General features: G+C 57.7%; 22 protein-coding genes. 11 read left to right on the forward strand and 11 right to left on the reverse strand.

Translation table 11 applies throughout. The features are described from left to right. Positions 1-11 precede the first annotated feature (11 nt). The gene (locus C8N30_RS10405; protein WP_025060909.1) at positions 12-704 is read right to left on the reverse strand and encodes a GntR family transcriptional regulator; all 693 of its coding nucleotides are present in this window, start codon (positions 702-704) and stop codon (positions 12-14) included. A 67-nt stretch (positions 705-771) separates the two neighbouring features. Here C8N30_RS10405 and C8N30_RS10410 point away from each other — a divergent pair, with 67 nt between their 5' ends. The 3 genes from C8N30_RS10410 to C8N30_RS10420 all read left to right on the forward strand — a co-directional run bounded on the left by C8N30_RS10410 (position 772) and on the right by C8N30_RS10420 (position 4,375). Continuing rightward, positions 772-1,503 (forward strand): SDR family NAD(P)-dependent oxidoreductase, encoded by a 732-nt coding sequence (locus C8N30_RS10410; RefSeq protein WP_025060910.1) that lies wholly within the window; start codon positions 772-774, stop codon positions 1,501-1,503. Between the two features lie 55 nt (positions 1,504-1,558). After that, positions 1,559-2,518 carry a TAXI family TRAP transporter solute-binding subunit gene (locus tag C8N30_RS10415; RefSeq protein ID WP_025060911.1) on the forward strand — a complete coding sequence of 320 codons (960 nt, stop codon included), beginning with the start codon at positions 1,559-1,561 and terminating at the stop codon, positions 2,516-2,518. Between the two features lie 72 nt (positions 2,519-2,590). Then, positions 2,591-4,375 (forward strand): TRAP transporter permease, encoded by a 1,785-nt coding sequence (locus C8N30_RS10420; protein ID WP_025060912.1) that lies wholly within the window; start codon positions 2,591-2,593, stop codon positions 4,373-4,375. Positions 4,376-4,390: 15 nt separating this feature from the next. Here the strand turns inward: C8N30_RS10420 and C8N30_RS10425 are convergent, their stop codons facing one another. The 6 genes from C8N30_RS10425 to C8N30_RS10450 are packed head-to-tail and all read right to left on the reverse strand — an operon-like array spanning position 4,391 to position 11,515. Further along, complete coding sequence (locus C8N30_RS10425) at positions 4,391-5,758, reverse strand: FAD-dependent oxidoreductase (RefSeq protein ID WP_025060913.1); 1,368 nt, start codon at positions 5,756-5,758, stop codon at positions 4,391-4,393. Continuing rightward, positions 5,745-6,605 (reverse strand): isocitrate lyase/PEP mutase family protein, encoded by an 861-nt coding sequence (locus C8N30_RS10430; protein ID WP_025060914.1) that lies wholly within the window; start codon positions 6,603-6,605, stop codon positions 5,745-5,747. Before C8N30_RS10430 ends, C8N30_RS10425 begins: the two co-directional genes overlap by 14 nt. Continuing rightward, positions 6,602-7,204: a cysteine hydrolase family protein gene (locus tag C8N30_RS10435; protein WP_025060915.1), complete on the reverse strand. Its 603-nt coding sequence runs from the start codon at positions 7,202-7,204 to the stop codon at positions 6,602-6,604. The genes C8N30_RS10430 and C8N30_RS10435 overlap by 4 nt, the downstream gene beginning before the upstream one ends. Further along, on the reverse strand, positions 7,201-9,258 hold the full coding sequence (locus tag C8N30_RS10440; protein WP_025060916.1) for a hydantoinase/oxoprolinase family protein: 2,058 nt from the start codon (positions 9,256-9,258) through the stop codon (positions 7,201-7,203). Before C8N30_RS10440 ends, C8N30_RS10435 begins: the two co-directional genes overlap by 4 nt. Continuing rightward, the gene (locus C8N30_RS10445) at positions 9,255-10,952 is read right to left on the reverse strand and encodes a hydantoinase B/oxoprolinase family protein (protein WP_025060917.1); all 1,698 of its coding nucleotides are present in this window, start codon (positions 10,950-10,952) and stop codon (positions 9,255-9,257) included. Before C8N30_RS10445 ends, C8N30_RS10440 begins: the two co-directional genes overlap by 4 nt. Next, positions 10,949-11,515 (reverse strand): tautomerase family protein, encoded by a 567-nt coding sequence (locus C8N30_RS10450; RefSeq protein ID WP_025060918.1) that lies wholly within the window; start codon positions 11,513-11,515, stop codon positions 10,949-10,951. Before C8N30_RS10450 ends, C8N30_RS10445 begins: the two co-directional genes overlap by 4 nt. Positions 11,516-11,658: 143 nt before the next feature. On the opposite strand from C8N30_RS10450, the gene C8N30_RS10455 reads away from it, so the two are divergent. From C8N30_RS10455 to C8N30_RS10480, 6 genes are read left to right on the forward strand one after another with little or no spacing between them, the layout of a single operon-like run. Further along, entirely contained in the window at positions 11,659-12,474 is an 816-nt protein-coding gene (locus C8N30_RS10455; protein WP_025060919.1) for a GntR family transcriptional regulator, read from the forward strand. After that, positions 12,471-13,865: a 3-isopropylmalate dehydratase large subunit gene (leuC, locus tag C8N30_RS10460; protein WP_025060920.1), complete on the forward strand. Its 1,395-nt coding sequence runs from the start codon at positions 12,471-12,473 to the stop codon at positions 13,863-13,865. The genes C8N30_RS10455 and leuC overlap by 4 nt, the downstream gene beginning before the upstream one ends. Continuing rightward, the gene (gene leuD / locus C8N30_RS10465) at positions 13,862-14,449 is read left to right on the forward strand and encodes a 3-isopropylmalate dehydratase small subunit (RefSeq protein ID WP_025060921.1); all 588 of its coding nucleotides are present in this window, start codon (positions 13,862-13,864) and stop codon (positions 14,447-14,449) included. The genes leuC and leuD overlap by 4 nt, the downstream gene beginning before the upstream one ends. Positions 14,450-14,498: 49 nt before the next feature. Further along, a complete protein-coding gene (gene dctP / locus C8N30_RS10470) occupies positions 14,499-15,497 on the forward strand; it encodes a TRAP transporter substrate-binding protein DctP (RefSeq protein ID WP_025060922.1) in 999 nt (332 codons plus the stop codon). A 55-nt stretch (positions 15,498-15,552) separates the two neighbouring features. Further along, positions 15,553-16,059 (forward strand): TRAP transporter small permease, encoded by a 507-nt coding sequence (locus tag C8N30_RS10475; protein ID WP_025060923.1) that lies wholly within the window; start codon positions 15,553-15,555, stop codon positions 16,057-16,059. Continuing rightward, positions 16,059-17,366, forward strand: coding sequence for a TRAP transporter large permease (locus tag C8N30_RS10480; RefSeq protein WP_025060924.1), 1,308 nt, complete (start codon positions 16,059-16,061; stop codon positions 17,364-17,366). The genes C8N30_RS10475 and C8N30_RS10480 overlap by 1 nt, the downstream gene beginning before the upstream one ends. Before the next feature lie 34 nt (positions 17,367-17,400). Here C8N30_RS10480 and C8N30_RS10485 read toward each other — a convergent pair whose 3' ends face one another. Then, complete coding sequence (locus C8N30_RS10485; RefSeq protein WP_025060925.1) at positions 17,401-17,850, reverse strand: prepilin peptidase; 450 nt, start codon at positions 17,848-17,850, stop codon at positions 17,401-17,403. Positions 17,851-18,000: 150 nt separating this feature from the next. Between C8N30_RS10485 and C8N30_RS10490 the strand changes: the two genes are divergently transcribed. Together C8N30_RS10490 and C8N30_RS10495 are read left to right on the forward strand one after the other, a co-directional pair. After that, positions 18,001-19,560 (forward strand): DUF4331 domain-containing protein, encoded by a 1,560-nt coding sequence (locus C8N30_RS10490; protein ID WP_025060926.1) that lies wholly within the window; start codon positions 18,001-18,003, stop codon positions 19,558-19,560. Positions 19,561-19,572: 12 nt separating this feature from the next. Continuing rightward, positions 19,573-19,785, forward strand: a complete 213-nt coding sequence (locus C8N30_RS10495; protein WP_025060927.1) for a hypothetical protein — start codon at positions 19,573-19,575, stop codon at positions 19,783-19,785. 56 nt (positions 19,786-19,841) lie between these two features. Here C8N30_RS10495 and C8N30_RS10500 read toward each other — a convergent pair whose 3' ends face one another. The 3 genes from C8N30_RS10500 to C8N30_RS10510 are packed head-to-tail and all read right to left on the reverse strand — an operon-like array spanning position 19,842 to position 22,362. Continuing rightward, a complete protein-coding gene (locus C8N30_RS10500; protein ID WP_025060928.1) occupies positions 19,842-20,702 on the reverse strand; it encodes a type II secretion system minor pseudopilin in 861 nt (286 codons plus the stop codon). After that, entirely contained in the window at positions 20,699-21,250 is a 552-nt protein-coding gene (locus tag C8N30_RS10505; protein ID WP_025060929.1) for a type II secretion system protein GspJ, read from the reverse strand. Before C8N30_RS10505 ends, C8N30_RS10500 begins: the two co-directional genes overlap by 4 nt. Then, a complete protein-coding gene (locus tag C8N30_RS10510; protein WP_025060930.1) occupies positions 21,247-22,362 on the reverse strand; it encodes an ABC transporter substrate-binding protein in 1,116 nt (371 codons plus the stop codon). The genes C8N30_RS10505 and C8N30_RS10510 overlap by 4 nt, the downstream gene beginning before the upstream one ends.

Here is a 22,362-nt window from a genome sequence, read left to right on the forward strand (position 1 = left end):
GCCTGCAAAAGCTATCCGCTCTTTAAAAGGTTTTTGCTGATATGCGCTTTTAGCAATGCAGCACCCTGCTCGGCATCAAGAGACAGCGTCGCTTCGGCAATGGCGGCGTGCTCGTCCGCGCTTTGTTGCAAGCGCGCAAGCGCTGTGTTTTCCGCCAGATCCACCGCATATGCCTGAAGGCGGAACCGCCGCGTCAGATCATATCGTGCGCCAATCATTTCGAGAAGGACGGGCGATCCTGCGTTGGATACGAGGGCAAGGTGGAACTCGCGGTTACGCTCGTCCCACGCGATGATATTGTCGCGAAACGATGTCTGGAGCGCTGACTCTGCCTCTTGGAGCAGGTAGTGCGCTGAGACAACAGAAGCGCGCCATTCGGATGTCTGGCGCGCAATCGACCATATCAATCCTAGTGCCTCAAGCTCGGCGCGGACGCGGGCATTGTCCAAGAGTCGTTCCTCGGACATTTCGGTGACGAAAAAACCGCGCTGTTCGACAGCCTGAACATAACCTTCACCGCTGAGCTGTGAAAGCGCTTCGCGGGCCGAGGCGGCGCTGACAGCATATTCTTTCTGGACGTGCGAGATCTTTAGTTTTGTGCCGGGGGCGAAGACCCCCAAAGAAATATCACGCCGAAGCATATCGGTGAGGTTCTGGATTACGCCACCCGAGAGAGGATGGATATTTTCGACCGGTGACGACATATATCTTGTATTCCTAAAAAATATCAGATATTTTTGATTAAATATGACAATATGTAAGATCATCTAAATGTACCGCACGGTTATCATAGGAGCAAGCGGTGAAATCGGTGCCGCAATGGTGCAGGCCGCTTTGGCGCGTGGTGACGTTGTTGCAGCACTCGATCTTGTGGGGCCCGAGCAGGGCGGCTGTGCGCACACAGGTAGTATTGATATTACCAGCCTTGCGAATGTCCGCGAAGCGCTCGGAAGGTGCCGCGATGCGCTGGGCGGAATCGATGTGTTGATCAATGCGGCAGGTATCATGACCAAGGGGGCGCTGCATGAAACAACAGATGCGGATTTCGCACGGGTTCTGGATGTCAATCTGAGCGGTGCGTTTAGATTGACCCAGACTGCGGCGGATTTGATGGGGGCAGATGGTGGCGCAATTTTGCACACGTCCTCCATTCACGCGCTGCGCGGCGCGCAAAACCGTATCGCCTATGCCGCGTCTAAAGGCGGGATAACAGCTTTGGTTCAGGCTGCGGCATCCGAATTGGGCCCGCTGGGCATCACGATTAATGCTGTCGCTCCAGGTCCAGTGGGGCGCGGCATGGGATCACAACCCGAAGACCGTAGGCGTGCGATTTCCCGTGTCCCGCTTATGCGGGTGGCCGAAGCGGCAGAAGTTGCGGCTGCTGCGATGTTCCTGACCTCTGCTGGCGGGCGCTTTATTACTGGACATGTTCTACCCGTCGACGGAGGGGCGGGTGCAACTTTCTTTGCAGGACCGACTGCTGCAATGAGCCTTGTGGAATAGGCTCCAAGAGGTCAGGATTTACCGACTATCACGTCATCTTTAGGGAGGAATTAAGATGAAGACACTATTTAGAACAACGGTGGCTGCGGCTGCTCTTGCAACACTTGCAGGCACGTTTGCATCCGCTGAAACGCGTATCACCTATAAGTCGGCAAAGGTCGGCTCGTCCTATTACCAGATGGGCGTCGAATTAGCGGAAGCTATGAAAGCCGGCACAGACGGCGAAATCACCGTTACCATCGAGGAAAGCCAAGGGTCCGTCCAGAACGTGATGGAGGCCAAAGCCCGTGGCGGCGATTATGTCTTTACGACACCGCCAGCCCTTGTCGGTCTTGCGCAGGCAGGAAAGGCAATGTTCGAAGACAAGGGCGATCCGGCATTCGCCGAAATCCGCGCCCTGTTTCCGATCCCGTCTTTGACCATGCATTTTGTCATGTCGGCGGACAGCGGGATAACGGATCTAACAGGCATGGATGGTAAGACAATCTTGCTCGGCAAAGGCTCGTTCGGGGCAACGGAGGGCGAAAAGTATCTTGAGCTTTTCGGCCTTACCGACAAGGTTACGATCGCTGATGCGGAGTTGTCTAACGCCGTTGCAGCCCTCAAGAACGGCCAGATCGACGGATTTGTGACGGCAGGCTCATGGCCTGCGCCAAACGTGATCGAGGCAGCTGCATCAACGCCAGTCACCATTCTATCGCTCACCGAGGCACAGATCGCGGAGACAAAGCGTACCACCCTGACCATTCCTGCAGGCACATATGCAGGGCAGGATACGGACATTGTTACAACCTCGCTGCCGGTTGTCGCCTACACCACCACCGCAATGGATGATGACACTGCCTATCAGCTGACCAAGACGTTCTGGGACAGCAAGGCAAAGCTGGGCGGAAGCTCCCCTTGGTGGAACGGCGTTGACGAAGCGCTGATGGGCACGATTGAAGGCCAAATCCACCCCGGTGCCGTGCGGTATTATACCGAGGCAGGCGTCGCGCTGACCGACGCACAGAAATAGGGTTTGAACCCTTTTACAGGCCGCAACTTTGACGGCCTGTAACACCCTTCCCCCATTTTCGAGCATTGTCCCATGAATACTCTTCCCAAAAGTCGCCTGGTTTCCGGGTTCTGGCTCCTGCTGGCCGCTGGTCTGGTCGGCTATCACCTCACCCTCATCTTCTCGGGGTTGGTGCCCAATCTGGTTAGCCGTCCATTGCACATGGCATTCATCCTGCCCTTCGTGCTGATCCTTGGTGCCAGCAGTCGCGCCGGCCTTGTCAGCGGGACCGTGCTGACAGTGCTAGGGGTAGGGGCGGCTCTCTGGATTGCGCTCAACAACGATATGCTGGGCGATCAGTACGGTTTCCTAGAGGGAGATTTCCAGAAACTCATCGCGATAACACTGCTGGTTGTTACACTCGAAACAGCGCGCCGTGCAATCGGCTGGCCCTTGCCCATCGTTGCGGGGCTGGCATTGCTCTACGGACTTTATGGCCAATATATTCCGGGTCAGTTTGGCCATTCCGGCACACCGCTGAGCAGCTTTCTGGGCACGCTCACGATCGCTGAGGGTGGGATTTGGGGCTCGCTTACAGGCGTTTCTGTAGGCGTGGTGTCAATTTTCGTGATCTTCGGCGCGGTCCTCAATGCGGGCGAGGCTGGGCAGGGCTTTATGAACGTAGCCGCCGCTGCTGCGGGCAGGCTCAAAGGGGGCGCTGCAAAGGTCTCGGTAATATCCTCCGCGCTTTTCGGGTCAATCTCCGGTTCGGCCTCCGCGAACGTTGCCTCGACAGGAGCGATTACACTGCCCGCGATGACAAAGCTTGGCTATCCCAAGCGCCTGTCGGCAGCAGTTGAGGCTGTCGCCTCTTCGGGCGGGCAGATCATGCCGCCGCTGATGGGGGCGGGGGCCTTCGTCATGGTCGAGCTGACAGGCGTGCCCTATACGTCGATCATGGCGGCGGCGATCCTGCCAGCATTTTTGTATTTTCTTGCGGTTTGGGTTGGCATCAATGCTTATGCCAGCCGCTATGACCTGAAAGGAGTGGATGAGGCTGACCGCCCCGCACGGCGGGATGTGATCATCACCTCTTTGTTCTTTCTGGTTCCGTTCTCTGTTCTTCTCTGGGCGATGTTCGGTGCGAAATTTACGCCGGAATATTCCGCCGCACTGGCGATCCTCGCAGGGGCACTGTTGCTGTTCATCAATGCCGATCTGAAAAGTAACCGCGATCAGATCATTGACCGTTTCACCAGTGCCGTATTGAACGCGGCCCGGCAGGTCTCGATGATTGCGGCGATCATTCTGTGCGCTTCTATTATTATCGGGGTGCTTTCCATCACGGGCCTGGGGGTAAAGATCACCTCGCTCATTCTTGAGGGTTCGGGCGGGTTGCTTTGGCCATCACTTTTGCTCACCGCATTGGCCTGTCTGATCCTCGGTATGGAAGTGCCGACGACTGCTGCCTACGTTATTTGTGTCTCGGTCGCGGGCCCCGCACTGACGCAACTGGGGTTGGAGCCCTTGCAGGCGCATTTGTTTGTGTTCTGGTTTGCGCTGTTGTCCACGATCACACCGCCGGTGTGTGGCGCTGTATTTATTGCGGCGGGGATGATCGGTGAAAACTGGCTCAAGGTGGCGCTCACGGCGATGGCGCTGGGCATTGGTCTGTATATCATTCCACTGGGCATGATTGCGAACCCGGACATGTTGCGCCTGGCGGAGGCCCCTGTGGCGGCCCTCATTGCGATGATCCGGGTGGCAGTGGGACTGACACTGGTGTCTTATGGCCTGATTGGGGCCCGCAAGATCGTCCCTACCGTGTTGATGGTGTTGGCCGGCCTCTTGGTCGTTTTCTCAGGACTGGTGATTTAAGGCGGGGATAGCATGCTAACCCTTGCCTGCGATGGCCCCCAGAACGCTTGCGGCGAGGAGGCCGTTACCGGATAAATAGCCGCTGTCAGATGCTCCCGATACGCCAACCGCCGCTCCGCCTGTGGCATAGAGGTTGTCAAACAGGCCACCCGAAAGCATTCTGACACGTGCGCTGACCGGATCGATATCCAACCCTCCTTGGGTATGGAACAGCGCGCCAGTTACTTTGACGGCGCAAAAGGGAGCCGTCAGATGTTGGCCTGTCCAGCGCCGGCCAAACGCGTCGGTTCCGTCGCGGGGTATTGCCGCAATAATGCGTCCAAGGCTGCCTTGCTCAAACCCGCACTTCTCATCAAGTGCGTCTAGTGTATCGGCCTGCACCACAGCTCCCTGACGTTGTGCCAATTTGAAATCGGCGAACTGCTGCGCGATATTTGCGATGCGCGCATCGAATACGGCCCATGCAAAACCGTCCGGTTGCTCCAGAACAGCACGTGCTGCTTCGGAATATCCTTGTGCCTCGTTCCAGAAGCGCAATCCGTCGCGATTAACCTGAAAACCGCCTTCGGTGATGACTGCCCATGTAATCAGAATGCCGTGGGGGTGGGCCACGTTCCCGTGCCCTTGATAGGCACCCAGATGACGCGTGGCAGCGCCCAGTTTCTCACCCCAGCTGACCGCATCGCCGTTGTTACCATCATGGCCAAACCACAGTCCGCCATCAATTTCCGGCATGTGTTGTGTTACCATCGCGCGGTTGCCGCCAAATCCGTTGCACGCAAGTATGAGGCGGCCCGCCTTGATCGTCTCAAAAGCGCCATCGGGGCGCAGGACCTGAATACCGTCAACGCGGGTCCCGTCGGAGTAAAGCGTGACAGCGCGGCGTTCACAGATCAGCGGAATGCCAAGATCTTCAATCCTGTGGCGCAGCGCGTCGACCAGTTCAGCGCCCGATCGGGTGGGCAGGCCGTGCATGCGCCGGCGTGAATGGCCGGGGTAGTCAAAGTCGGTGACAACTGAAAATGGCAGGCCGTGGGTGTCGGTGAGCCAGTCGATTACCGGTGCCGCATTTTGCGCGAGGACATCCACGAGCGTTTGCTCGTTCTCATTATGCGCCTTGTGCTGGATATCGGCGGCAAATAGCGCTGGATCATCTGCGATGCCTGCCTTTTGCTGCAGCGCGGTGCCAGCGGCGGGAATCAGGCCAGCACTCAGCGCCGTAGATCCCGATGGCAGGGGGTCAGCCTCAATCAAAAGAACGTCCTGACCCGCCTCATGGGCGCGCAATGCGGCTATCATGCCGGCCGCACCCGCGCCGATAATCAGGGTTTCGACCTCTATGTCATAGGTTGCTTGCGGTGGAGCGATTTCAGGATGTGCCATCATACCGTTTCCCAAGTGCGAGCATTTCGGGTGTTCCGATTGCCTCGTTCAGCCCGTCAAAATCATACATCCGGTCGGCAAACGGTATGTTGGACCCGGCCTTTTTCAGGCTGCTGTAATAGTCATGCGCTGTGCGTGCCAGCGCCCGTACGATACCGCCAGGAAAGATTACGATATCAAATCCCATCGCTTGCAAGTCTTGCGCAGAAGAGATCGGCGTTGCGCCACCCTCGACCATATTCGCAAGCAAGGGCACTTGCCCTTTGAAAGTTTGTGCAATGCGACCCAGCTCTGCGGTGTCACGCGGGGCTTCGATGAATAGCACATCGGCGCCGGCCTCGATATAGGCGCCGGCACGGTCGACGGCGGCCTCGAAACCCTCGACTGCGATTGCGTCAGTGCGGGCAATGATCAGGGTGTCATGACGACGCGCATCAGCCATGGCAGCGATCTTATCCGCCATCTCTGCACGTGACACGAGTGATTTGTCAGACAAGTGCCCGCAGCGCTTGGGATAGGTCTGGTCTTCTACCTGAAGCGCTGCCGCGCCCGCACGCTCATACGATACCATTGTGCGCCGCGCATTGAGCGCGTTACCAAAGCCGGTATCGGCATCCATGATCACCGGCAAATCGCTGCGATCAGCAATGAGTGCCATCGTGTCGGCCATCTCACTTGCTGTGCTCAGCCCGATGTCAGGGCGGCCAAGACGCGTGTAGGCCACCGCAGCGCCCGACAAATAAAGCGCCTCGAACCCTGCATCCGTAGCAAGTGCAGCAGTCAGCCCGTCATAAACTCCGGGAGCAATCAGAATATCGGAAGAACTCAGGCGCTTGCGTAAACTCACGGTGCCGCTCCAATCTGTTTTGTCGCTTCGTCGCAGGTCAGCACCTGTGTGACCGACCCAAGAGAGACCAGCGTAGCCTCGTGCACGTCACTGTTGAAGGCAGCACAGCCGTCCGACAGCATAACGGTATGGATATCGCGCAGATGCGCATCGCGTAGGGTGCTGGCCACACCGCCATTGGTCACAATACCGCCGACAATAAGAGTATCTATGTCCATAGCGCGCAGAATATATTCCAGCCGCGTCTGGTAAAATGCGGAATACGCGACCTTTTCGATGGTGAAGTCAGCAGGTTTGAGCGTGTCGACAAGATCATGCCCGAACCCGCCGGGGGTAAAATCGCCATTGGTCAGAAAAGGCCGCAGCTTTTTCAGATGCGCCGCAATCAGGGGCGCCCCACCGCGACCGGGTACAAGGGTGAACTGTGCCGAAATGTAGGTACCTCCTGCGGCTATCAACGCTGCGCGCAGCGGTGCGATACGGGCAGGCAGCGCTGCAATTGCGGGAGCGGATTGACCTGCACGGCCATATGCCCCCTCAGGGTGCAAGAAGTCGTTTTGCAGATCAATGGTCAGAAGGGCAGTACGCTGCGGGTTCATGTCGGGCTCCTTTCAATCACTGTATTGCCAAAGGCATCGACACGACCTGTGAGGCCCGGCTCGATCAGGACAGTTGTATCTGGCTGTTCCAGAATGGCGGGGCCTGATATTTGTGCACCAACCGGCAATTCAAGTCGGGCGTATATCTGGGTCTCGTACCACTGGCCACCAAAGTATACCTGCCGTGTGCCGCGCAGTGCTGTCTCGACACTGCCGCCTTTCGGGGCCAACGTGGACAGATCAAAGCGCGGGCGCTTGCCCGTAACGGCGGAGCGCAGATTGATGACGCGCCGCACGCCCCCCTCTAGCAGGCGACCATAGGTGGCGCGGTAGGCTGTATCGAATGCTTCGCCGATCGCGGCCTCATTTGGGGCTGTCACCTTGCCATTATCGACCGTCACCGGAAGCGGAACGCTAACTGTGTGGGTTTGACCCAAATAGGCCATATCAAGAATGAACGACGTTTGGCGGGCTTCGAAAACAGTGCGCGATGCGTCCAGCATGGCAAGGCCCTGATCCACGTGGTGTTGCATGTGCGTGACAAGGGAGGTCGTATCCACACCGTCGAGCATGGCATTGACTGTTTGAACAAAGTCTTGCCGCATGTCGGCAATCACACAGCCCATTGCCGAGGTAACACCAGGATAACGCGGGACAATAGCACGCGCCAGTCCAACCTCTTCAAGCATCGCACCTGCATGCAGTGCGCCGCCGCCGCCAAAGGGCATAAAAGCGAAGCGTTTGGGATCAAACCCGCGCTCGACCGACACAAGACGCAGCGCGCCCGCCATTCGGCTGTTCGCCACCCGCAAAATAGCTTCGGCGGCGGTAAGTGCATCAAGGCCCAGCGGCGCGCCGACATGCTCAAGAATAGCCGCTTGTGCTGCTTCGACATCGAGGCGTGTAAGCTTGCCGCCGATCGGATTGTCAGGATCAATGCGACCCAGCACCACATTTGCATCTGTCACAGTGGGCCTTGTGTTGCCTTGCCCGTATGCCACAGGACCGGGGGTGGAGCCTGCGCTTTCGGGGCCAATGTTCAGAAGGCCGCCCTTGTCTACCCAAGCGATAGAGCCGCCACCTGCACCGATTGTCGTAATCTCGATCATGGGCGAGCGGACGACCATCCCGAAATCAATCGAGGTTTGCTGGCTCAGCATGCTTTGCCCTTGCGCGATGAGCGAGACATCGAAGGAGGTGCCGCCCATATCGCCTGTGATTACATCGGGAAAACCCGCCGCCTGAGCGATATAGCCCGCCGCAACCACACCCGCCGCAGGGCCGGACAAAGCAGTGCGCACCGGAAATTTCGTTGCCGTTGCGACGTCCATCACGCCGCCGTTGGACTGGACGATCATGAATTCACCCTTAAAACCGTCGCCTTTCAGCGCGGTTTCGAGCCGTCCCAGATACCCCGATACTTCGGGTTGAAGATAGGCGTTGAGGGCCGTTGTCGAAAACCGCTCGAACTCGCGGATTTCGGGTAGAATTTCAGAGGAGCATGACACGTGGGCATTTGGCCAGATTTCGCGCACTGCCGCCACGGCGAGTTTCTCGTTCTCGGGATTTGCATAGGCGTTGGCGAACAGCACTGCAACGGCGAGGCAATCCTGCGCGATAAGATTTCGGGCGGCCTCACGTACAGCATCGAGATCGACAGGTACTCTGATGGTCCCGTCGGCCAGTGTCCGTTCTGGAACCTCAAGGCGCTGGGCGCGGTCAACCACAGGTGTGAAATCACCGCGCAAACCCCACGTGCGGGGACGGTCACGGCGGCGCATCTCAAGGACATCACGCAGGCCCTGCGTGGTGATAACGCCGATCTTTGCGCCTTTACGCTCAAGTAAGGCATTGGTGCCTGCGGTTGTGCCGTGAACGACCACCGATACCTCGCTGAGGTCTTCTACCCGCGATCCGATACCGCCCAGAAAACCCGCCGACTGGTCCGGGCGTGAGGTTGGCACTTTTGCCACCTCGGCCAATCCTGTCGCTTCGTCCAACACAAAGATATCCGTGAATGTGCCGCCTACGTCGACGCCGATCATCTTGCTCATGCTGTGTGCTCCTGCCATCCGGTACCGTATGTTTCAGTTGCTTTCTGTGCTGACAGGAAGCCTGCCGCGACATCGCGAGCGACAGCTTCGGGCGCGCGCGCTGATGCGGGTCCGTATCCCCCGCCGCCCGGTGTTTCCAGCCGCACAGACTGTCCTTGCTCCAACTTGATCCCAACCATTTTGGAGGCCATCGGTGGGTGCTGCCAGCCGTCCACTTGCTCGAAGCTGAAGACGTTGAGCGCGGCATCACCGCCGCCTGCGACACCGGTAGGCGCATACCGCCCCCGTTCCCCGAACAAGAACGCCTTGGCGCCGTTGCCCTCCAATACTTCGATTTCATACACAGCCCCGAGGCCGCCACGATGTGTGCCTGCCCCAGCACTGTCAGGGCGCAAAGCCCATTGTTTGAACATGACGGGATAGGCAGCTTCGAGAATCTCCAGCGGTGGGATCGTCGCGGTGGAGATTGGCGCGTTCCCGTGGTTCAACCCGTCACCGTCGATGGCGCCGCCATGCCCGCCGCCGTAAAAGCTGAACATGACCCAAGGCTTGCCATTGTCGCGCGTGCCAGAGATCGACAGGGCATTGATGGTTCCATAGGCGTTGCCCACCACCCGCTCAGGTGCTGCGCCTGCTGCGGCGGCGAATATGACGTCGATCATTCGCAGGATTGTTTCTGTATATCCGCCCACAGGTGCGGGAAAGGGTGCCGAAAGCAGGGAGCCTTCGGGGATTTTGACAGTGATAGGTCGCATCACACCTGCATTGGCTGGCAGTGCGGGAAAGATGTGTTTGATCGCGACATAGGCAGTGGCCACTGCGGTCGGCAACGCGATGTTCACAGGTCCTGCACAGCGCGGTGCAGTACCCTCGAAGTCCAGTGTCATCGTGTCGCCCGAAATCTCTAGGGCTACAGTGATCGGCAGGGGAACATCGGTGATGCCGTCATTGTCAAGGTAATCGGTCGCTGTCCAGCGGCCATCGGGAAGGCCCGTTAACTCAGCCCGCATCAGTGTCTCGGCACGGTCTTGAAGGGCATCAAGACCTGCACGCACGGTATCGGCCCCGTATTCGCCCAGTAGTTCGTCCATGCGCCGCACACCAAGATCAAGCGCACCCAATTGCCCGTTCAGATCACCCTGCGCTGATTGTGGCAAGCGGGTGTTGCGCATAAGGATATCGATGATGTCGGTCTGGATGACACCTGCTTTGGCGAGCCGCACAGGAGGCAGCACAAAAGCCTCCTGAAACGCATCCGTGGCGGCGGGATTGTAATTTCCCGGCACTGCACCGCCCACATCGTGCCAGTGACCGACCGAGGCAAGGTAGCAGAACAGTTTACCGTCATGGTAGTAGGGCCGCACAAGGCGCATATCGCTCAGATGTGTTCCGCCGACGTGCGCGTCGTTGAAAATGTAGATATCGCCATCTTCAAGATCGCCATTCTGCGCAGCTTTGTCGATCACGGCCTTGACCGCAAAGCTCATCACGCCCACAAAAATCGGGAGACCTGATTTGCCCTGCACAAGGGTGTCGCCGGAAACCGCGTGATAGAGGCCATGGCTCGCGTCATGTGCCTCTGCAATGATGGGGTTAAAGGCAGCGCGAAACAGTGTCGCGTCCATCTCGTCTGCAATCTGCTCCATCCGGCCGGCCAGAACGGCCAGCGTGATGGGATCAATCTCTACGCTCATGTTTTTCCCTTATGTTCAGCAATATCATTCCATACGTCCTGCCGTGTGAGCAGGCCTGCGGTCACTTCGAATCGGTCGATAAATCGGATGCCCTCAAATGGGGTGCCATCAGGCCACTCGCCGCTCAGCGTGCCGCGACAATAGACAATGGCGTGTGCCTGCGGCGAGTGCAGGGCGTCAAAACCTTCATAGGTTTTTTTCACAAAACGGTAGCGCGGCGCCGCCCACTCAATCAGCGCTGCAAGGCTGTGCAGTTCCGGTGCGCCGGGAAAGTTCATGGTGAAATCCGGTCCCAGCAGAGCCTGTGCCTGTTTCAAATTACGCGCTTCCATTGCGCCCAGAAACCCGCGAATGATTTCGACGGGATCGGGCAGCGCCCGCGCGCCATTGCGGTGCTCGCGTCCGCGCATGTAAGCTGCGTGCGGCATCTCGTGAATCATCACAGTCACGGCCTCGGGGGGGGCTGGCACAACGATTCGAACCGCATCGGTGAGCGCACGTCCCAGCCTGCCTTTCTCCTCGTCGGTATAGCCTTCAAGTACGTGAAGTTCGAGTACCGGCATTTCTTTCCCCCAAAGTATTTGTATCTTTTATAATACAGATAATTATTCAGGCATAGAACAAATATTTCACAAACCGTAGTACAGTTTTCTTGCAATTGCGCAAAACGCCGTTACGGTTAACGAATATTAGGAGATGACCTGCAATGTCTGCAAAACCCGGTGATACGTCTGTGAGCAGCCTTCCGGAGGGGGGGAAGTCGCGCCGCGTCTACTTGCAGCTTTTGGATGGAATTACGCGCGGCACATATGCCGATGGGACAATCCTGCCTGGCGAACAGAAGCTGGCGGCCTTGCTGGATGTGTCGCGGGTTACGCTGCGACGTGCGCTTGATACGCTGGAGGCAGAGGGGTTGATTGATCGCCGTGCTGGTGTAGGCACACGGGTTTGCGCCCCCGCCGAGCGTCCGTCGATGGCGGCTGACTTCACAACGCTGATGCCTCAGGTGGTCCAGATGGGTCACGAAACAACCGCCCGTCTGTTGTCTTTCAGCTATGGTGTGCCGCCAGCCGTTGTTGCGGAGGCGATGAAGATTTCGCCTTCCGCAAACGTCCAGACCGCCGTGCGGCTGCGCCTTATCGAGGGGCAGCCTTTTTCGCATCTGACGACATATGTCCCCGAGGAGATTGCGCAAAACTATTCGGAATCGGAGTTGGCCACGACGCCTCTGTTCCGCCTGCTGGAGCGGTCGGGTGTAAAGGTCGAGACCGCAGACCAAAGTGTCAGCGCCACGCTCGCCTCGCCTGAAGTGGCGGCTCATCTGGGATTGAGCGTCGGGGCGCCATTGTTGGCGCTCAACCGTGTTGTGCGTGATGCGCGGGGCGGCGGGGTCGAGTATCTTGCAGCGCTCTACAGGCCAGATATGTTCAAGTTGGAAATGAAGCTGAGCCGTGTAGGGGCGGGGGATGCGCGTCATTGGGAACCTGTGGTCAACGCGGGCCGTGCGGAGGCTGCCGAATGAGCACTTCGCTAACCTTGCTCGACAAACTATGGGCTGCGCACGAGATTTTGCGCCGCGAAGACGGCACGTCCCTGTTGTGGGTCGACAGGCATCTTGTGCACGAAGGCTCTCATCACGCATTTGCAAAGCTGCGCGAGCGCGGGATGACCGTAGCGCACCCCGCACTGACATTCGGTGTAGTGGATCATTACGCCCCGACCCGCGCCGGAGAGGTTGCCGCAGACATTCGCGGCATGATCACCAAGCTGGGCGAGAACGCACGGGGTGCAAGCATCCGGTTGTTCGATCTGCATGATCCCGCTCAGGGTATTGTCCATGTGATCGGCCCCGAGCAGGGCCTGACCCTGCCCGGTTTGCTGATTAACTGCGGGGATAGCCACACCTCGACACACGGTGCGTTTGGCGCGCTTGCTTTTGGCGTTGGTGCGACCGAGGTTGCCCATATTCTCGCGACGCAGACAATCTGGCAAAAGCGGCCAAAGACAATGCAAATTACATTTCGCGGCACTCTAGGTGCGGGAGTTACGGCAAAAGACATGGCGCTCCACTGGATTGCGGCGCTTGGTACGGGTGGCGCGCAGGGTTTTGCGGTGGAATACGCGGGCGATGCCGTGCGCGGTCTAAGTATGGAAGGGCGCATGACCCTCTGCAACCTTAGCATCGAGGGTGGCGCTCGCATGGGCTTGGTCGCGCCGGATCAGGTGACCTTCGACTACTTGAAGGGTCGCCCCTTTGCGCCCCGAGGTGCCGAATGGGACACAGCAGTAAGGGATTGGAGCAAGCTTTCCTCGGATGGTGGTAGTACATTCGAGCGCGAAGCCGAATTCGACGCCGCCGCTATTGCGCCGACAGTGACATGGGGCACATCGCCCGAGGATGCCTTACCGATAAGTGGCGCTGTGCCTGATCCCGATAAATCGGCGACAAACGCGCAGAGTACGAAAGCATCTATCGAGTATATGGGGCTGGAGGCAGGTATGCCGCTGACGGGGATTGTGGTGGATCAGGTGTTCATCGGGTCCTGCACCAATGGCCGGATTGAGGATTTGCGCATGGCCGCAAGGGTGCTTGAAGGGCGCAAGGCAGTCGTGCCCGGCCTCGTTTCCCCCGGCTCTGCCTTGGTCAAAAAACAGGCTGAAGACGAGGGTCTGGCAAAGATATTTATCGACGCGGGATTGGAGTGGGCCGGCTCTGGGTGCTCGATGTGTGTGGGCATGAACGGTGATCTGGTAGAGGCAGGAAAACGTTGTGCTTCGTCAACAAACCGCAATTTCAAAGGCCGTCAGGGACGTGGGGCGCGCACCCATCTGATGAGCCCCGCAATGGTTGCCGCAGCTGCGGTAACGGGCCATCTGACTGACGTGCGGCCCTTGTTGGAGGGACGGGTATGAGCGGTTGGGAGACTCTGAGCGGAACAGCCGTGGCTTTGTCGCAAGACAATATAGATACAGATCAGTTGATCCCTGCGCGATTTATGTCGCAGCCGCGCAGCGCGGGTTACGGCGGGTTTCTGCTGCATGATGTGCGCGGCGCCCAAGCCAGCCACCCGTTGGAGCACCACAGGCCGCAGATCCTTATTGCAGGGCGAAATTTTGGCAGTGGCAGCAGCCGTGAGGCGGCGGTCTACGCGCTGGTTGATTTCGGGATCAGGGCGGTTTTCGCCCCCAGCTTTGGCGATATCTTTGCGGGAAATGCGGTCAACAATGGCCTGCTGGCCGCGCAGATCGATGCGGACCTGGCCGCAGATCTGATTTCGGCACTGGGGGATGGTGCCGCGCCTGCGCGCGTTGATCTGACAACAGGGCATGCGACAGTAGCGGGACGTGAAGTGGCCTTTACCCTCGATCCGGTAAGCCGGCAGAAATTGATCAACGGGTGGGATGACATCGACATGACCCTTGACCATTCAGACGAAATTTCGACGTTTCGCGCGGCCCGCCTTGCCGCGCATTCATGGGCTTTGCCCGCAATCTAAAACAAAACCAACGGCGCAAAATGTGCCAATCAACAGGGAGAACGACCAAATGAAACATACTATTCTCGGCGGCATCCTCGCCACAACTGCTCTGGCCGGAACAGCTTACGCTCAAGAGACGCTAACAGCCGTTCACGCCTTTCCTGAATCACTGGTCTATACCAAAAGCTTTCTGGAATTTGTCGACAAGGTAAACGCCGCAGGCGAAGGTGTCATCCAGATCGAAGTACGCGGTGGACCCGAAGCCATCGGCATGTTCCAGCAGCCCGACGCTGTGCGCAGCGGTGTGGTCGATATGGTCTACACGCCGGGTAGTTTTTACGCCGGTGCATTGCCTGAAAAAGACGCGCTCGTGACATCCAACAAAGTCGCTTCCGAAGTGCGTGCAAACGGCGGCATCGAACTCATCGACCAAATCCATCAGGAAAAGATGGGCGTAAAGTACCTCGGCTGGTTCGATTCCGGTGTGTGCTACAACCTGTGGACACGCGATGAGCCTACATTGGATGCGGATGGCAACCTTGACGTGACAGGCCTCAAGCTCCGCGGCAACGCGGTCTATAACGCCTTCTTCACCGATTATCTTGGCGCACAGGTCATCGACCTCCCGACCACCGAAGTTTACTCGGCGCTCGAGCGTGGCGTGGTGGATGCGACAGGCTGGACACAGATCGGCCTGATCGACCTGAAGTGGAACGAGTTCCTTAACTACCGCATCGAGCCATGCTTTTTCTCGACCGACCTAGGCACGATCGTGAACCTCGAAAAATGGAACAGCTTGTCAGAAGAGGCGCGCACCATCGTACAAGATGTGGCAATTGCTCACGAAGCTGAATCAGCTGAAAAACTCGGTGCGGTGCGGGATGCTGATTTCAAAGCACTCGAAGATGCCGGCATGACTGTCATCACACTCGAGGGCGACGCTGCCGATGCATACCTCGAAGCAGCTGTGTCCAGCACATGGGAGCGGATGAAGGCGTTGATGGAAGAAAGCCCGCAAGGTGCCGACAACTACGACAAACTGATCGAACTTTTCTATACAAAGTAGGCCAGACGCGCGCCGCGGATCATCTGCGGCGCGTATTTCAACGCGGGAGTGAAAGATGCGAATGTTTGGCAAGATCTATCTTGGAGTCCTTTATGCAATGGCGGGGATTGCGGGTGCGATGCTAATCTGGTTGATGATTTCGGTCGTCACCTCCGTGATGATGCGCAATCTGGGGATGCAGCCGTTTGCTTGGCTGTTCACCTCCAGTGAATATGCGATCCTCTATATGACCATGCTTGGTGCGCCGTGGCTGGTACGCGAAAAGGGCCACGTTCATATCGAACTGGTGACTGCAGCACTACCCGGTAGTGCCCGCCGCGCCGTCAGCCGCTTTGTCGCGGCCTGTTGTGTGGCTGTCTGCGCTCTGCTCGCGTGGAAAGGGGGAGAGCTGATGCTCAACAACATTGCGCGCAACGATCTGGATGTGCGCGCCTACTACTTTCCAAAATGGATACTCACCGCGGCCTTTCCCATCAGCTTTGGCTTGATGGCAGCCGAATTCAGCCGCTTTGTTTTTGGCGCTGATCTCATGCACTCCGGCGAAGCAGGAATTCACGAATAATGGAATGGTTTGAATCGCTTGCGCTGTTGCTGGGGTCTATTCTTCTGCTCATGGCCATCGGCATGCCCGTCGCATTGGCATTTTTAGCGGCTAATATTGTTGGCGCATGGCTTTTTATGGGTGGCGCGAGGGGCGTCACGCTGATGCTCAACAACGGCTTCGGCAGCTTGACCAATTTTGCACTTGTGCCGATCCCGCTATTCTTGCTCATGGGCGAGATATTTTTTCACACCGGCCTCGGGGCACGGATGTTCAATGCGATCGATAAACTCTTGGGGCGCCTGCCTGGCCGGCTCAGCTATGTCACTGTTTTGGGCGGTACGGCGTTCTCCACCCTATCGGGGTCTTCTATGGGCTCCACCGCCTTGCTGGGGTCGTTGATGGTGCCTGAAATGACAGAGCGCGGATACAAAAAGAAAATGTCCATTGGTCCGATTCTCGGCACCGGTGGATTGGCGATCATCATACCGCCCTCGGCACTTGCGGTATTGCTGGCGACACTGGCACGGGTTGATGTGGGGGCATTGCTGATTGCGGGTATTATTCCCGGTCTGATACTTGCCTGCTTTTATATTGCTACAATTTACATACAGACAAAAATGGACCCTGACGCTGCCCCTGCATACGACGTCGAGACAATCGGGCTGGGCCAGAAGTTTGCGCTGTTGTTCAAGGATATTCTGCCGATGCTATCGGTGATGATCCTCATCGTGTTCGGCATGGTTGGCGGTTTGATCACCCCCTCCGAGGCCGCCGCGTTCGGTGCGCTGGGTGTGCTTATCCTCGCTGTTATATTCCGCTGCCTCTCGTGGGAGGTTATGAAACGCTCAATCGTGGGCGCGCTGCGGGTAACGCTTATGGCCTATCTGATCGTGTTCGGCTCTGCCACGTTTAGCCAGTTGCTGGCGTTCTCCGGCGCAAGCTCTGGTTTGATCCGGTGGGCCACCTCTTTTGATCTCGCACCGATCGCGATGCTTTTGGCGATGTTTGCTGTGCTGCTGTTGCTGGGCATGTTCATGGAGCAAATTTCAATGATGCTGCTCACAGTGCCGATCTTCTTCCCGCTTGCACTGACACTCGGGTTCGATCCGATCTGGTTTGCCCTCATCATCCTGCTGGCTCTTGAGATCAGTTTTACCACACCGCCCTTCGGGCTACTCCTGTTTGTGATGAAAGGAGTGGCGCCCAAGGACACAACCATGCGCGAGATCTACGGCGCCGCGATGCCCTATATCGGGTGTTCGATGTTGCTCGTTTTCTTGCTGATCCTGTTCCCGCAGATTGCCTTGTGGTTGCCCAGCTTTTGATGGGGCAGGGCGGAACACGACATGCCAAAGCAGCCTAGAGTAATGGTACGACGGCTTCTTTCAGCCAGACCGTGATAAATCCGAGCGCAAGCCATGGGCCGAATGCCAGTGGCTTGCGTACGCCACCTCTGCGGCAAAGTGCAAATGCCAGCCCGCCGAGACTCGCGACCAGTAAAACCTGCGGCAGCAGTAAAGCACCAAGCCATGTGCCGCTGGCCGCAAAAAGCTTTGCATCGCCAAGACCAAGGCCCTCGGTGCCATGCCGCGTGAAGTAGTAATGTCCGATTAACCAGAACAAGGCGAAGCCCCCAGCACCGCCAATGGCTGAAGACAACAAGGCGACACCGCCATCCGGAGCACTGATCGCCAAACCGGCCACAACCAGAGGTATGGTATAATGGTCGGGCAGGCGAAGCTGTTCCAAATCGATCCATATGAGCCGCGCCAGTATCAGGATCAGTATAGCCGTAATAAAAAACGTCACTGGATCAGCCTCTTAAAGTAAACTGGTTAAATAAAGCCGACGCAGGTGAAACTAAGTCACGACCCCTCGCGTGTCTCGACCGGGTTATAAAAATAATCTCGTTAATAATAAAACCGGGTGGAAAACTTTTCGCTCAACCAGGAGAGACGAATGCAATTTACAAACAAAGCTGTACGATTTGCAATGACGGTCAGTGCTGCTGCACTTATTGCTTCATCGGCAACAGCGTCTTCGCATCGCGAAGCGCCGGGTATCACTGAGCAGCCAAAAGTCGATGCTTCCGACTTTTACATGTTTAAAAGCTATGAGCCCGGTCGCGGAAAATTTATCACATTCATCGCGAACTATATTCCGTTGCAGGCACCCTATGGTGGTCCGAACTACTTCACGATGGATCCCGACGCGATTTATGAAATCCACATCGACAATGATGGCGATGCCGTAGAAGACATCACATTCCAGTTCGACTTTGCAAACGAGCTGGCAAACGATGGCGCGGGCATTGCTCTGCAGATTGGCGATGCAACTGTCGCGATACCGCTGCGTACAGCGGGTCAGATCACCGGCGCTGCATCCGATTCGCTAAACGAGATCGAAAGTTATACGCTGACACATATTACTGGCGACCGTCGGTCGGGTACCCGTAGCGCTGTGACAGGTCCGAATGGTGCAAAATTTGCCAAGCCACTTGATAACATCGGCGAAAAAACATTCCCTGACTATCGCACCTATGCGGATAGCTTCATCAACGAGGTCACTATTCCGGGCTGCTCCACTCCGGGCAAGGTATTTGTTGGGCAGCGCGCTGAGGCATTCGCGGTGAACCTTGGTCAGGTATTTGACCTTGTGAACCTCGTACCGCTCGAAGGCTCCATCGAAAACACCCGTGAAAACGATGATCTGGTTGGGCGGTTCAACGTAACATCGCTTGCGATCGAAGTGCCTACAGAATGTGTCGTGGGTACCGGCAACGGTGTAATCGGTGCTTGGACGACAGCGAGCCTGCCACAGGGTAACGTTGAAGATCCATCGCCAACCTATGCGGCTACTTCCCAGTACGGCGGCGCATTTGTGCAGCAGTCGCGTTTGTCCAACCCGTTGGTCAACGAACTGGTCATCGGTCTGCCTGACAAGGACCTCTTTAACGCTGCCGAGCCGACACAGGACAGCGCACTGGCCGTCTATGTGACTAACCCGACACTGCCCGCACTGGTTGACATTCTGTTCCGCGACGCACTGGGTGCTCCAGACAACATCGCGCCGTCCAACTTCCCGCGCAATGACCTTGTCGCGGCCTTCCTTACCGGATTTCCGGGTTTCAACCAGCAGTCCATCGTGACCGGCTCTGAAATGATGCGCCTGAACACGGCAGTGCCCGCAACCTTCCGCGGGGGTCAAAGTCCTTTTGGTGTCGTAGCTGAGGATCTTGCAGGTTTCCCTAACGGTCGTCGTCCTGGTGATGATGTGGTTGATATCGCGCTGCGCGTTGTTATGGGCGCACTTTGCCACAACGTACCACTTGGTGCTGAACTGGGTGTAGAGGGTGCAGTCGAAGACACCGACAGCGACAACATCAATCTGGGTTACTGTAACCCCGAAGATGCGCCAGTCGGCAATGCACCGTTCATTGATGGCGCGCCAATCTCGGCTCGTGACATGCAGAACGTGTTTCCATACCTGAACACACCACTGCCCGGCGCAGTAAACTGATAGGGGGATCTGATGAAACTTAAATCAAAATCTTCCGCTTTCGGCGCCCTGCTTTTGTTAGCAGCATGCGGCGGCGGTGGCGCGGCGGTTGGAGTAGCCGGAATTTCCAGCCTTGGGTCCGGATTTGTCCAGATGTTTGCGGCAGCCCCAAACTCCGACCCTGTTGACGCACAAGCCGTCAATATTACCGCAGTGAGCCTCACCGCAGCCCCGTTTAACCCATAACGGCGGCGTCATACCAAACGCAGCGGCCCTCCCTGATCGGAGGGCCGTTTGCATGTCTACTGTTCCGCGCTGTCCGGCTGTTCATAGACAAAACGCCGGCCGGTAATCTCCACCGTTTTAGCTCCGCGTTCAGTGCTCCGGACAATCGTGCTCTGCAATCTGATTTCTGCATCTCCCGCCTGTGCCAGAATATCGACGCTGTAGGCATTCGAAATCAGACCACTGTTTTGGGGCCGCAGGACGTTCGCCCTGCTCAGATCCTCAAGTGTCAATGATCCGCGCCCTTCGCGTAGGCGGATAAGCTGGCTTGCCTGACTTCTGTTTTGCAACATGACACCCAACAAGAACGGATCAACCGAATTGAGGTTCACCGTGCCCTGAACAGGCAGTGCCGTAACATAAGGCCTCATCGCAGCCAGAGCTTCCGGCGCAACGCCAAAGGATAATAGATCATCAAGACTGCCAACAGGGCCGGTGAAAGCGAGAATGCGGATGATCTGGTTCGCGATCTGTGGCGGCTGGTCCAGCGCTATCATCAGGCGTTGGGCAAACGCCTGCGTCCCTGCATTTGCGTCTGCCAGCTGGTTAATGTCGAATTTGGCCTGCAAATCCGTCACCTGAACCGAGAATTCTCCGGTCGGCAGCACAACCTCGTTTTGAATGACCCCCAGCGCCCACGGCTCGTTGAGGTGGTCGGTCTCTGGCCCGTCATCGAGATCCCGGCGCAAGGCATCTACAACTGATGCCTCCGCTCCAAACGCGATTTGCTCGACAACGGCTGCATCGGCAGCACGCAATACCCTGTCAGTTGCCGCTCCCTGGGTCGAGATCAGCACCAGCATTAACCCTCCCGCGATTGCCAGAACCACAAGAACGTTAACCAAAACCACGCCTGCATCTTGAGAACGCGGGCTCATCTGCCCTGACCTGCGGGCAGAACGATGAGGCGGGTTACGCTGTGGGGGACAGGACCCTCCGTGCGTCCAATGCTGAGGGTCACCTCTGCCGCGATCGGAGTAGGGGCCGTTTGTTCGCCTGCGGGGGGCCAGATGCTGTGCCATTGGCGCGCGCGGTCCATGACGCGCCACTGTGCCGACGCAATGCCGGACAGCAGCTGTTGGCGGACGGGGGGCGCTTGGGGCATCTCAATCTGGCGCACCATCACAGCATCATCGAGGCGATAGGCAACTCTGGCCGACGCCAGTCCCTGACTCCGTTGGAACGCGATTGATTGTGTATCGAGAGTGACGGCAGAAGGTGTGATTTGGGCAAGGTCGCGGCGTATGATCAAAAAGGCGCGGTCAATTTCCGCGAGCCGCTCAAGCCGTCCTTCCGTGCGCTCTCCGGTGCGCGCTACTGTGTTTAGAACGGCGAGGCCAGCAATGCCTATTACGGCAAATATCGCAAGTGACACCAAGACCTCGATCAGGCTCAGCCCTGCATCGCGGCTCCGCTCTGCGGTCATACAGATGTGCTGCCGATCAGGCTGAAATCCCCAGCGCCGACCCTCAGCACTCCAAGCCCGCGCTCGCACTGGCCGGAACGGTCAAACCGGTATGGACCGATCACGCCGGTGAACCCCTCCTTGCGGGTAAGTCCCTTGGCCGAGAGCTGGCCGGTCTGGCCGAGAATACGCAGGAGTTCGACCCCGTCGAGAACAAGGCCGCTAATGATGCCCCCCGGGGTTCCCGACGCGTTGCGAAATGCCTCGTCAAAGGCGGCAAAGCGTAGCGGGTCCGGCGCTGCAAACCATGCGTCGCGGAAGGCGGGCTGTTGCGACAGATCAAGGGCGGACCACTGTGTGGATCCCAGTAGCTGAATGCCTGATCCGCGCAGCGCTTCGGCAAAGGGGAGAAGGGTGCCATCTGCGACAGGTATGTAAACCGCATCCGGCAATTTGCCGCCCGCCGAGAGTGCAGCCATAAGGCCATCAGGACTGCCCCGCGTAAGGGTGGGCCGCACCGAGAGACCCAATGCCTGACCCGCGCGCTGGGCAGAAGCGGCGGATTGTGCGCCAAACGTGCCGGGCGGGACCACAACAGCCACATCGCGCAGATTACGCTGTGCCGCGATCGAGAGGATCGCTTGCGCTGATTGTGCGGTCGTCACGCCAAAAACGAATGTGCCACCCCCCGCAAGTTCTTCGTTGTTGGACAAGGTCACAACAGGCACACGCACGGCATTGCCCACCGCGCTGGCCTGCGCGCTGAAAACAGGGCCTACCAGCATTTTGGCACCGCTTGCGACCGCTTGTTTCGCCGCCGCGACAGCCGTTTCCGGAGCTGAACCGCAATCGACAATTTCGATGCCGACACCGGGTCCGCCGCCAAGGGTTGCAGCGGCCTGCAATGTCTGGCCTAATTCGGCTGACGCACCGGACAGGGGCAATAAAAGCGCAGACTTCTGCGGACCGCCCGATCCGCGTGTGGCACCCGCCGCTGGCAGTGATATTTGTCCACAATTCGATACAAGGGAGACAACCGATGCCGCTGATAAGCCGGTCAAAATCCGCCGGCGCGAAAGGCGGTCATCCGCTGCGCAGGCTGCGACATTTTCTGATTGGGTTGGCTTTGACAT

The sequence above is a fragment of the Sulfitobacter guttiformis genome, from assembly GCF_003610455.1.
Taxonomy (GTDB): Bacteria; Pseudomonadota; Alphaproteobacteria; order Rhodobacterales; family Rhodobacteraceae; genus Sulfitobacter; species Sulfitobacter guttiformis.

Coding starts and splice junctions, on each gene's coding strand:
- C8N30_RS10405 (WP_025060909.1), bottom strand. CDS start 704: ATGTCGTCACCGGTCGAAAATATCCATCCTCTCTCGGGTGGCGTAATC.
- C8N30_RS10410 (WP_025060910.1), top strand. CDS start 772: ATGTACCGCACGGTTATCATAGGAGCAAGCGGTGAAATCGGTGCCGCA.
- C8N30_RS10415 (WP_025060911.1), top strand. CDS start 1,559: ATGAAGACACTATTTAGAACAACGGTGGCTGCGGCTGCTCTTGCAACA.
- C8N30_RS10420 (WP_025060912.1), top strand. CDS start 2,591: ATGAATACTCTTCCCAAAAGTCGCCTGGTTTCCGGGTTCTGGCTCCTG.
- C8N30_RS10425 (WP_025060913.1), bottom strand. CDS start 5,758: ATGGCACATCCTGAAATCGCTCCACCGCAAGCAACCTATGACATAGAG.
- C8N30_RS10435 (WP_025060915.1), bottom strand. CDS start 7,204: ATGAACCCGCAGCGTACTGCCCTTCTGACCATTGATCTGCAAAACGAC.
- C8N30_RS10440 (WP_025060916.1), bottom strand. CDS start 9,258: ATGAGCAAGATGATCGGCGTCGACGTAGGCGGCACATTCACGGATATC.
- C8N30_RS10445 (WP_025060917.1), bottom strand. CDS start 10,952: ATGAGCGTAGAGATTGATCCCATCACGCTGGCCGTTCTGGCCGGCCGG.
- C8N30_RS10450 (WP_025060918.1), bottom strand. CDS start 11,515: ATGCCGGTACTCGAACTTCACGTACTTGAAGGCTATACCGACGAGGAG.
- C8N30_RS10455 (WP_025060919.1), top strand. CDS start 11,659: ATGTCTGCAAAACCCGGTGATACGTCTGTGAGCAGCCTTCCGGAGGGG.
- leuC (WP_025060920.1), top strand. CDS start 12,471: ATGAGCACTTCGCTAACCTTGCTCGACAAACTATGGGCTGCGCACGAG.
- leuD (WP_025060921.1), top strand. CDS start 13,862: ATGAGCGGTTGGGAGACTCTGAGCGGAACAGCCGTGGCTTTGTCGCAA.
- dctP (WP_025060922.1), top strand. CDS start 14,499: ATGAAACATACTATTCTCGGCGGCATCCTCGCCACAACTGCTCTGGCC.
- C8N30_RS10475 (WP_025060923.1), top strand. CDS start 15,553: ATGCGAATGTTTGGCAAGATCTATCTTGGAGTCCTTTATGCAATGGCG.
- C8N30_RS10480 (WP_025060924.1), top strand. CDS start 16,059: ATGGAATGGTTTGAATCGCTTGCGCTGTTGCTGGGGTCTATTCTTCTG.
- C8N30_RS10490 (WP_025060926.1), top strand. CDS start 18,001: ATGCAATTTACAAACAAAGCTGTACGATTTGCAATGACGGTCAGTGCT.
- C8N30_RS10495 (WP_025060927.1), top strand. CDS start 19,573: ATGAAACTTAAATCAAAATCTTCCGCTTTCGGCGCCCTGCTTTTGTTA.
- C8N30_RS10500 (WP_025060928.1), bottom strand. CDS start 20,702: ATGAGCCCGCGTTCTCAAGATGCAGGCGTGGTTTTGGTTAACGTTCTT.
- C8N30_RS10505 (WP_025060929.1), bottom strand. CDS start 21,250: ATGACCGCAGAGCGGAGCCGCGATGCAGGGCTGAGCCTGATCGAGGTC.
- C8N30_RS10510 (WP_025060930.1), bottom strand. CDS start 22,362: ATGTCAAAGCCAACCCAATCAGAAAATGTCGCAGCCTGCGCAGCGGAT.